Annotated in this window: 6 protein-coding genes and 1 pseudogene; 1 reads left to right on the top strand and 6 read right to left on the bottom strand. The window is 63.6% G+C overall.

Features of this window, described 5'->3' with window-relative positions; genetic code table 11:
- Positions 1 to 77: 77 nt before the first annotated feature.
- The 5 genes and pseudogenes from V2I08_RS19775 to V2I08_RS19795 all read right to left on the bottom strand — a co-directional run.
- Positions 78 to 1,090, bottom strand: a pseudogene (locus V2I08_RS19775) (IS630 family transposase); the annotation flags it as partial.
- Between the two features lie 228 nt (positions 1,091 to 1,318).
- The gene (locus tag V2I08_RS19780) at positions 1,319 to 3,484 is read right to left on the bottom strand and encodes a hypothetical protein (RefSeq protein ID WP_349636478.1); all 2,166 of its coding nucleotides are present in this window, start codon (positions 3,482 to 3,484) and stop codon (positions 1,319 to 1,321) included.
- A gap of 21 nt (positions 3,485 to 3,505) precedes the next feature.
- Positions 3,506 to 4,072, bottom strand: coding sequence for a hypothetical protein (locus tag V2I08_RS19785; protein WP_349636479.1), 567 nt, complete (start codon positions 4,070 to 4,072; stop codon positions 3,506 to 3,508).
- Positions 4,073 to 4,152: 80 nt separating this feature from the next.
- Entirely contained in the window at positions 4,153 to 5,658 is a 1,506-nt protein-coding gene (locus V2I08_RS19790; protein ID WP_349636480.1) for a hypothetical protein, read from the bottom strand.
- A gap of 8 nt (positions 5,659 to 5,666) precedes the next feature.
- Positions 5,667 to 5,963 (bottom strand): hypothetical protein, encoded by a 297-nt coding sequence (locus V2I08_RS19795; RefSeq protein ID WP_349636481.1) that lies wholly within the window; start codon positions 5,961 to 5,963, stop codon positions 5,667 to 5,669.
- Between the two features lie 217 nt (positions 5,964 to 6,180).
- On the opposite strand from V2I08_RS19795, the gene V2I08_RS19800 reads away from it, so the two are divergent.
- On the top strand, positions 6,181 to 8,355 hold the full coding sequence (locus V2I08_RS19800; RefSeq protein WP_349636482.1) for a DNA/RNA non-specific endonuclease: 2,175 nt from the start codon (positions 6,181 to 6,183) through the stop codon (positions 8,353 to 8,355).
- Between the two features lie 645 nt (positions 8,356 to 9,000).
- Here V2I08_RS19800 and V2I08_RS19805 read toward each other — a convergent pair.
- On the bottom strand, positions 9,001 to 10,060 hold a 1,060-nt coding region (locus tag V2I08_RS19805), incomplete at its 5' end, for an IS91 family transposase (protein ID WP_349636483.1).

Here is a 10,060-nt window from a genome sequence, read left to right on the forward strand (position 1 = left end):
GGCGGTCTCCTTCGATTGAGATCTAACGACTCACTCTGGCACATTCTGATGCCGTACGGAGGCCGTCCACCCCAACAAGGCTGATCGACGAGGCGGCTCCATGCGAAGCAGCAGTGATCGACGATGTCATCGTAGGATGAGAAGATGCGGTTCGACAGCCAGTTGTCGCGCATGAACTGCCAGACGTTCTCGACGGGGTTCAATTCGGGACATCTGGGCGGCAGCGGCATGAGGGTGATGTTGGCGGGCACGATCAGTTCTGCCGAGCCATGCCATCCGGCTTGATCGAGGATCAAGACGGCATGCGCGCCCGGCGCGACATGGAAGGCGATTTCTTCGAGGTGCATGCTCATGGCCTCACTGTTGCAACGGGGCATGACGATACCAGCGCCCTTGCCCTGGGCCGGACAGATGGCACCAAAGATCCAGGCTGAGGCACGGCGCTGGTCTTTGGGCGCACAGGGCCTGGTCCCGCGCTTTGCCCAGCGGCGCGTGAGCTTGGTCTGCTGGCCGATACGGGCCTCGTCCTGCCACCACAGCTCTACAGGCGTGCCTGTGGGGAGGGCCTTCCTGATTTTTGCCAGGCGGGCTGCAAATGTTTTTTAAAATCGGCAATGTCATCGGGCTTCTGCCCGTGGTGGCGGGGGCGAGCCGTGAGCTTGCGATAGCCCATAGCCCGCAGCTCCCGCCCTAGCGTGAAGCGCGTGACCGACAGGCCGAACTCGTCCCATATCCATTGCGCCAGATCGACAAGCCGCCAGCGCACTACACCATGAGCCGCAGGGATCGGGCCAGACTCAACCTGCTGCGCCAGAAGCGCGCGTTGCTCGTCGTTCAAGATCGATGGCGGACCCGGCGCCTTGCGCGTGGCCAGTCCTTCAGGGCCGGCTTCGTTGAACCGCAGCACCCAGTCCCTTACGATTTGCAGCGTCACGCCGGCCATTGTTGCTGCTTCACTCCGGCTCCCACCGTCCAGGATCAGCGCCAGAGCCAGGACGCGCCGAACCTGGTCGGCGTCGTCACATCGTCGCGAAAACCGGCGCAAATCCGTCGATGTGAAATCTGACCGAACCCCAATCGCTGCCGCCATCGCAAGCCTCCTTGTGCTTGCTCCGATGAATCAGAAATTTAGCGCTTTGGGAATCCCCCGCGTGAGTCAGCACCCAAGCTCGTTGGTATTAGAGCACGACAAAGGCTGCCTTCGCGCCCGCGACAGGGGCGCCGACCGCGGCGCTACTTCAATGAACTGAGCGCCCTAGATCGTGTCCTTGGGCGAGCCGATACCGTGATAATAGGGGGCGGCGTTCAACCCTGAGCACTAGTAGCTAGATATCCCGATTCCCGGCTGGCGGCTCGACGGATCGAACAGCCACGCCAGCATGCGCACGTTGCAGCCATTGTCATAGGCGATCGTCTCAGCGGCGGTCGCCTCCCGGTCGCCACCGAGAGGCTTACCATCAACGCTTGCCGGTTCGGGACTGTCGTCGACCCGTTGCTGGTGGCAGGCACGGGTCGGCGCGGACAATTCGAGGATCTTCGCCGCGGATTCGCGCGACAGCTTCCATCCGAGCGGTAGGTTTAGATCGTCGATCGCCAGCTGCTGCGGATAATAGCCTGAATTGGCGCTTTGGTCCTGAACGCCCTCCGGATCATCGGGGCTGAACGCCGCCCGGGCGCGGATCATCTGCAGGCGATCGCGTGCGCCCCGTGCTCGGAGCAAGGTCGCGAGCGGATCGCCGAAATAGGACTGGGGCGGGTTCGGCGCATCGCCGTAGCGATAGCCCAGGACACCATTGGTCGCGCCGGCCATCGGCACAAAGGCAATAAAAATGGGGATCGTGCAACCCGACCAAGAGACCGGATCGTCGAAATTTGTGGCGATCACCAGTTGGCACTTGCACGCGTCGAAGTCCCCGACCTGCAGGTGGGCATCATCGGGGCAGCTGGTGCTCTGTCGGCCGAGGTCGCGGATCTGCTGGATGATCGCAAGCGAAGTGTCGCTGCCGCTGTTCTCGAAATAGCCGCCATCGGCGAGGATGCGATAGTCGTTGGGGCCGACCTGCAACCGCGCGGTCGAGGTCAGAAACGGGAAGCGCGCGCTGATCAGCGCCGCGCTGTTAGCCGCGATGTCGCGCTGCGAGACGCTGGTGCCGCTCGGAAAACTGTCGGCGCCAAGCCCGGCGGAGTTGCCGAGCGGGGTGAGGACGAAGCGGTTGCCTTCATTCACATCGGTCGTGACGAAGACGGTCGCCGGATCCGAGCCCGCCGGGTTCCAGCTCGCGCGCAGGGGAGCGGTGAGCTTGCCGTTGCCGCGATCCATCGCGGTCATCGAGTCAGCCAGGGTCTGTCCGCCGTCGTGGAACAGCGAAGGTCCCGGGATCAGGAAATCGGCGGTGCGCAGGAAAAGCAGATTGGAGAGCGTGGGGGACAGGAGATCGGTCGTGACCGGCGTGATGTCGATCTTGTTCCGGAGATGCTGGCACGGGCGCACGATGTCCGGGTTCTGATCGCCGGTGGATTTGGCGGCGTAGAACAAGGTGCCGACGGCGCCGCCCGAGACACCGACCGTCGCGAACAGATGCTGGCGGAAGTTGGGGCAGATGCTGCTCATCGCGCTCAGCGCGAGATAGCTGTGCGCCGCAGCATAGATGCCGCCCCCTTCGGCCGATGCGATGATGACCGGATAGGGCTTTCCGGCCTGGCGATAGGCATCGAGATCCTTCCGCGCCCGCAACCACCGGTAGAGCCCTTCGGAGAGCGCATAGTCGGTCCCGCGCGCTGAGACGGCCGGATCGATAAGCGGGACCGGCGTCGATCCGCTCCAAACCGCGGACGCGATGAGGCAGACGACCAGATAGACGGTCGCGAGGACTGGCAGCAGCAATGCCGCTGCCAGGATCAGGCCAATCAGCGCGACGCCCAGCGTCAGGATGAGCATCGGACCGAGCGCGACCGGCAGCGCCTGCGGCCACGCTTGGAATGCCACCACGCAGACCACAAACAGCGCCAGCGTCGCGAGAATTACCGGGCGGCGCCAACTCACGCGGCCGGCATCGATCCGCGGCAGCAGCCGTAGGAGCAGAAGATGCGCGAGGACGAGCAGCGGAAGGACGACAAGTAAAGCCGCTGGAACCCAGCGCGCGGCCATCAAACCGATGAGCACAAGTGGCATCAGCACCAGCCAGCGGTCGGCGCGCGGCTTAAGCGGGAGGCTCGCTGGAACAAGGGCGAGATGGCCGATCGCGGCGACCATGACCGGCAGCAGGAACAGGACCCAGATCAGCAGGCCGCCTTCGGTCCAGTCGCTGCGCAGGACGTCGATCACCTGAGTCGGGGCAGCGATCAGCAGCAGGCCATAGATGATGAAGGGGATGAGCGCACCGATGCGCGGGCGACACCAGCGCCAGAGGCGGCCAAGCGCGCGCGTGGCACCCGCTTCAGTCGCGGAGGCCTTTCGGCCGAGACAGATAGCTGCGTTGGTCAAGATCGCCCCCTTTCGATGGCGTTACGACGAGCAGGCACCGCGCGGCCCGAGGCCGACAATGATCGCACCGAGCGCCGTGGCGCCGTTCTTCGCGGTGAAGCGCGCACCGTCATTGACATGGATGAGGCTCACCCGGGCATCGGTCAGCCCGGCGAAGAAGCCTTCCGTGCGCAATTGCGCGAGCGTCCTGCCGCGCGGATTAAGTGCCCCGTCATAGAGTGACGAGCTGTAGAGAATGATGCGCTCCGGCGGTGTTGCCTGGCTTTGCAGCGCGGCGAGAAACTTAGCCGTGACCCGGCCGCGCGCAGGATGGCCGGGCCGGAACATCGAATAATGGACGATAACAACCTTGGGGTGAAACGCCGCGACCCGTTCGGCAAAGCTGTCAAGATCGCTCCCCTCGGCATAGGGCACCGGCGTGCTGCCGCGACCCTTCGCACGAACGACTGTCCGCGCCCGCTCGATCGTCGGGGCGAACCGCGAGCGGTCGACGACGACGACATCGCTCGACGGGCAGCGGCCCTGCGCCGTGGCCGGAAAGGGTGCTAGGCTCAGGAGCAATAGGGCGAGCACCGGGGTCTTGTGCATGCGCTGTCGTTTCCTGGGTTCGGTGGTCGGTCGACTGGAGTATCGCGTAGCAGGTGCGTGGGGTGAGGTTAGCTCGCCGGTCATGGCAGCGTGAAGGACGAGCCGACGAACAGGCCGAAGCGGAAATCACGCTCCTTGCCCGCTCGCGTCGCGTCGGTTTCGGAAATGGTATAGCCCGCCTGCAGTCCCGCGATCAGCTTGCCCTTGTCGTCGGGTGCCAGATAGACTGGGAGGTTGAACGCGAAATCCTCGCTATTGGCATCATATTCGACGCGCGGCGCGATGCCGAGCCGTGGAATGAAGTCGGCCTTGTCGAAATCGAACACCTTGCGGAACTCGGCACTGGTGATGAGCTTTTCGGTCTTGCCGGGTTTGGCGAAAGGGCCGGTGAAACACTCGGCACTAGCCGTCGTCGATGCGGTCGGGCAGAAGGTCCGCGACTTGGCGGCCTTGAACACCCTTTGATAGTCGAGCGCTGCGGTGAGCGAGGTGCGCGGCCAAGGGAAGATCGACACGCTACCCTTGGCTCCAAGCGGCACGCGCGAAACGTCCGATTCCTTGAGCGTCGTCGCATCGCGGAACTTGAACTCTTCATGCCCGACCGAGAACTCCAGCCCGAACGCTATCGCCCGGCGGACTGTCTGAGTTGCGAGGATCTTGTCTATCAACGCGAGCTCGCCTTCGCTGAGGAAGGCTTCGAACAGCACGCCATTATCCTCGTCGCAGCTGCGCTTGTAGGACAAGGGCTTGCCCGCCCCGCTCTCGGCCGCCGCTTGCGTGCGGCACAAGGCCTGAGCCTTCTGGACCAGCCGGACATAGTTTGGACGCAGGCCGGCATCGGTCGGCAGTGGCAGCATGAAGCGCGCGAAACCGAAGGTCAGCTTGGACGACGTCGCAAACCCGTCGAGCGAGGCGAGCTGGGTCGGACCGTCCTTTGCGAGCGGTGCCGAGGCGGTCAGCGTATAGACATTGCTGTGCGCGAGTGTCTCGCCCTTCTCGTAATCGGGCTCGCCACCTTCGGTCGACCTCGACAGTTTGACCGTGACGCCCGAAGATCCGCTGCTGCCCGTCAGGAGGACCGCCGCGACCGTCCGGCCGCAACTGGCGGACGCGGCGTCGAACGTGCCCGAGGTCGTGGCATCTGCCGGCGATCTTGGGCCATTCGCATAAACCGCGCATTTATCAGGTTCGGGGCTGGAGCCGCTCCCGCCACCGGCTGCGGGCACAGGGGCGGATGACCTTTGCGCCAGGCCAGTCGTTGAGGCCTTGCCCAGCGCCGCAGGCACGGCCGGGGCAGGGGCCTTGGGGCTGGCGGCGATCCCTGCCGGAGAGGATGCCGTCGCTGGCGGCGCATCGGTAGCCAGAGTGGGCGAGTGCCGGGCATCGACCACCTCGAGCCGCCGCCTCAGCGTTTCCAGCAGCGTCGTCGCCCGCTCGATATCGGCGCGCAAGGCCTCAACCTCGATGGGCGCGGCTGCCGGTGCAGCGGATTGAGATGTGGCGGGCTGGGCCGCCTGCGCGCTCTTGGCCTTGACCGCGGTCGTGGTGGCGACCGAGGCAATCAGGGCGGCTGTCAAAACCCTCATTGCATTCCTCATGCGGCCACCGTGAAGGTCGTGTGCGAGCGCGCCATCTCGCCGGTCTTGGTGGTTTGCAGCGGCATGGCATCGACCAGGACCGTCGCTCCTTGCGTTACCGTCACGCTGCCCGTGGCCTTGCCGGTCGAACCATTCAGGCGGACGAGGAACGCGGTCAGGCGGTAGAGGCCGGGCTCGTAATATTTGACCTTCTCATCGCCATTCTCGAATTCGACGATCCGATCGTCGATTTCGACATAGAGCTTGTCGGCGTTCTCGCTCTTGGTCCGCTTGATGGTGATTCGAACTGCCATTCGTCGCCCCCACGACTCGACTGATCCATTGTCGATTAGATCGTAAGTTGCGCGTCGCGGCAATCACTTGCGCCAATTCAGAGTATTATTTCCAATGGGCGATTTTACGAGTATTTACGGGGACTTGTACGGCTTAGCGCGAATTCACGCTAAATTGCGACCTCGCACCGCCGACTTAACACAGATATTGGCTAGCCTGCAGTCGAGGGGTTACGAAATGGTCACGAGCGATTCGTTCAAGGATCTGGTTGCCGCCACGCGCGACGATCGCGCGAATGTCCGACGTCTGGTTGCTACCGGACAGTGGCGTCGCGCCGAACCCGACAAACTGCGCCTCGCCAATTTCGTCGGTCGCAGCACCAGCTTCATCGCCAACAAGGGAGCCGAGGCGCTGCAGGGCGACACGATCGACTTCCAGCCGGTTTCGTTTCTACCCGTCGGCACGCGAGTGCAACGCGCCGTCGGCTATGTCGAAGTGATGGCGGCGGGCGCCTCGACGAGCGGCACCGGCTTCCTGATCAGTCCCGATCTCTTTATCACCAACCGCCACGTCATCACCGATGCCGATGTCGCGCGCGGGGCGCAGATCTTGTTCGATCGCCAGGCCGGCGACAGCGGACGGCCTCTCCCGACCACGACTTTCCTGCTCGACCCCGATCGCTTCGCGCTGTTCTCGGCCGAGGAGGATCTCGACTATGCCATCGTCGCGCTCGGCGAACGGACGGCAGGCGCGGCCGAGGTCACAGCACTCGGCTTTTGCCCGCTGTCGAACCGGCCCGACAAGCACCGGCTCGGGATGGCGGTCAACATCATCCAGCATCCCGAGGGCGCGCCCAAGCTCATCGCGGTCCGCAACAATCTCCTCACCCATCGGACCGATCGCACACTGCTCTACGAAACCGATACCGATCACGGATCGTCGGGCGCGCCGGTGTTCAACGATCTCTGGGAGGTCATTGCGCTCCATCACTGGGGCGAGCCGTTCCTCGAACAGGCCGACGATCTCGGCGAACCGATCCCGCAGGCCGTCAACGAAGGCGTCCGCATCAGCGCGATCTATGCCGATCTCGAGCGCAGGCGCGACGCGCTGCCGGTCGGCATGCGTGCGCTGGTCGATGTCGCGCTGAGCTATGACCGGCAGCCGCCGGCGGCGACGGGAGACCGGACTTTGGGGCCGCCGCGCCCGTCGATCGTCAGTCCGGCCGAGAGCGCGGACGGCGACAATAGGGTGTTCGATGCTGGCGCGGGTGGCCACAGCCTTATCGGGCGACGCCCGGGCAGCGAATCTTTCACACAGGGGGACTGCGTGATGAGCAGTGCAGCGAATGGCGGCGAACTCAAGGTGGTGATCCCGATCGAAGTCACGGTCCGGGTCGGCAGCAGCGGGCAGGTGGCGGCGAGCGCCGCCGGAACCGTCGCGCTGGCACTCTTGCCGCCCGCACAGCTCAAGGCCGGCGCCGAAAAGCTTAAGATCGACAAGGATTACAGCAACCGCAGCGGCTATAATCCGCGCTTCATCCCGGGCGTCGTGCTCGACCTGCCCGAACCCGATGCCGCGCTCAAAAAGCAGATCGCGCCGCTGCGCGCTGGGGAAGCCGATGCCGAAAAGGGTGTCCTCGACTATGAGCATTTCAGCGTCGTCCTCAACAAGGCGAAGCGGATCGCCATGTTCACCGCGACCAACATCAACGGCGAAGACTATCTCAACGTCGATCGCGTGACCGGTCGCGTCAAGGACGGCGCCGAAGGCGAGACTTGGTATCTCGACCCACGCGTCAGCCAGACCTTCTATCTCGACCAGTCCTTCTACTCGGCCTGGTCGACCTATTTCGATCGCGGTCATCTCACCCGGCGCATGGATCCCAATTGGGGGACGCCCGAGATCGCCGAGCGGGCGAATGCCGACACCTATCACTTCCCGAACTGCTCGCCGCAGCACTTCCGCTTCAACCAGAGCACCGACTTTTGGCAGGGCGCCGAGCGCTACATCCTCGAAAATGGCGCACTGGCAAACGATTCCGACGCGCATCTCTGCGTCTTCCAGGGGCCAATCTTTTCCGATGCGATCGATCGCTATGCCGACGACGTCCAGATCCCGTCGTCGTTTTTCAAGGTGATCATCTGGAAAAGCGAAGCCGGGTTGAAAGCGGTGGGTCTGGTGGTCGATCAACTGGCGTTGATGGACGAGAAGCGCACGGCGATCGGCCAAGCGGGTGACGACAAGCCGGTCAACGTCAACCAGTGGCGCGTGGCAATACCGTCGATCGAAAAGCGCACCGGGCTCGATTTCGGCATGCTTGTTCGCGACGCCGATACGGTCGCGGCAGTTGGGCCGCCGAGCGTGGGCGAAGCGCAGATCTTGCTTGGGTCGCTCGAAGACATTAAGCTGTGAGCCCATCCGTTTCTGGAAGCGTATAAATCGCTTAATGACTTTCGTTTTCCAGGCCCACTAACTGTGACCTGCCAGCGAAGATTGCCTGCATCAAAGCCGAAGTCTTGACATGAACAAGTGTCAGGTTTTGCAAAGTCCGCAGGACAGCTTGGGCTCCGTATTTTGGGTCTTCTCAACTTCGGCGCCACCTGAACCAGTGTTCGGTTTAGCAGTATCGTAGCCCGAGAGCTGCCTGTCGGCTTACGGCCCAGACCTGCTCCCTCATGAACGTGAAAGGCCGCGCCGGCGAATGTCGAGTTGTGGTAGGACCGGACGTTCCAGCTGCCCAGCCGGATCGGCCGCTTTGTCGAAGGGTTTCGGGCGCCGACAGGCGTACGAAAGTCTCACATGTACGACCCGCGGGGCCTCAGGCGATAGGCTATGGGGATTTCGGGTCGGCGCCGTTTCGCGGACTGGCACGATCGCCGGTAGGGTGCGATGGACGGGAACCAGGCGGTCGGCATTTTGTCCGGGGCGGGCAGCATAATCGGTGCGTGCTGCCATCATTCTGGTTGTGAGCGGCGGCATGGATCGCTTCCAGCGCAAGCGCCGTGATTTCCTGCCACGACGCTTTGACAGGATGGATATGGAGCAGTTCATGCCGGTTCATGACGTAATCTCCGGGATCGGCATCAGGATGTCCGGCGGTGCCCGCGGCTGTCGCCAGCGTTCGAAGGTCTCGATGATGATCATATGCCCGCCGCAGCAAGGGCATGGTGGTCGCAGATCGACGGGATCTTCGAGGATCGCCTCGTCAGGCGGCGCAGTTACCTCGAGCAACGCGCGAGCACGCGCGAGGTTGGCTTTGCGCGATGAGCTGGCCAGCAGACCGTAATGCCGGATACGATGGAAGCCACGAGGCAGGACGTGCGACATGAACCGCCGGATAAACTCGTCGGTCGCGAGTGTCATAACGCTTTGGCGTTCGGGTCCATCGCGACGGTAATCTTTGTAGCGCAGCGTGACGCCCTTCTCGTCGAAGCTGATCAACCGGCGGTTCGAGATGGCGATCCGGTGGGTATAGCGGGACAGATAGGCGAGCACCGCTTCAGGGCCCGCAAAGGGCGCCTTTGCATAGACCACCCATCGCGTCTTCCGGACCGGCGCCAGATGACGCAGGAAGGCGCGCCGTTCGGCAAGTGATGCGAGCGATCCGAAGAAGGCGAGCTTGCCGGCGTCATAAAGCTGGATCAGCCGGGTCAGGAACAGACGGCGAAACAGCTTGCCTAGGACACGCACCGGCAAAAGGAAGGCGGGGCGCGTCGATATCCAGCGCGTCCCGTCGAGTGCGATGCCGCCACCCGGCACCACCATATGGACGTGGGGATGGTGCGTAAGGCCCGAGCCCCATGTGTGGAGCACGGCGGTGATCCCGATCCTGGCGCCTAGATGCCTGGGATCGGCCGCGATCGTCAGCATAGTCTCCGACGCTGCCTTGAACAGCAGGTCATAGACCACCGCCTTGTTCTGGAAAGCGACGCTGGCGATCTCCGCCGGTAGCGTGAAGACGACGTGGAAGTATCCGACCGGCAAAAGGTCGGCTTCGCGCTCTGCCAGCCAGGTGCGCGCGGCCGCGCCCTGGCACTTTGGGCAGTGTTGGGTTGGACGGCTCCCAACGGCATCGTGATGTGCCAGGATGAGGTCGTTGAAACACTCACATGAAGGA

The sequence above is a fragment of the Sphingobium sp. MK2 genome, from assembly GCF_040170545.1.
In the GTDB taxonomy this organism is placed as follows: domain Bacteria; phylum Pseudomonadota; class Alphaproteobacteria; order Sphingomonadales; family Sphingomonadaceae; genus Sphingobium.

Coding starts and splice junctions, on each gene's coding strand:
- V2I08_RS19800 (WP_349636482.1), top strand. CDS start 6,181: ATGGTCACGAGCGATTCGTTCAAGGATCTGGTTGCCGCCACGCGCGAC.
- V2I08_RS19790 (WP_349636480.1), bottom strand. CDS start 5,658: ATGAGGGTTTTGACAGCCGCCCTGATTGCCTCGGTCGCCACCACGACC.
- V2I08_RS19795 (WP_349636481.1), bottom strand. CDS start 5,963: ATGGCAGTTCGAATCACCATCAAGCGGACCAAGAGCGAGAACGCCGAC.
- V2I08_RS19785 (WP_349636479.1), bottom strand. CDS start 4,072: ATGCACAAGACCCCGGTGCTCGCCCTATTGCTCCTGAGCCTAGCACCC.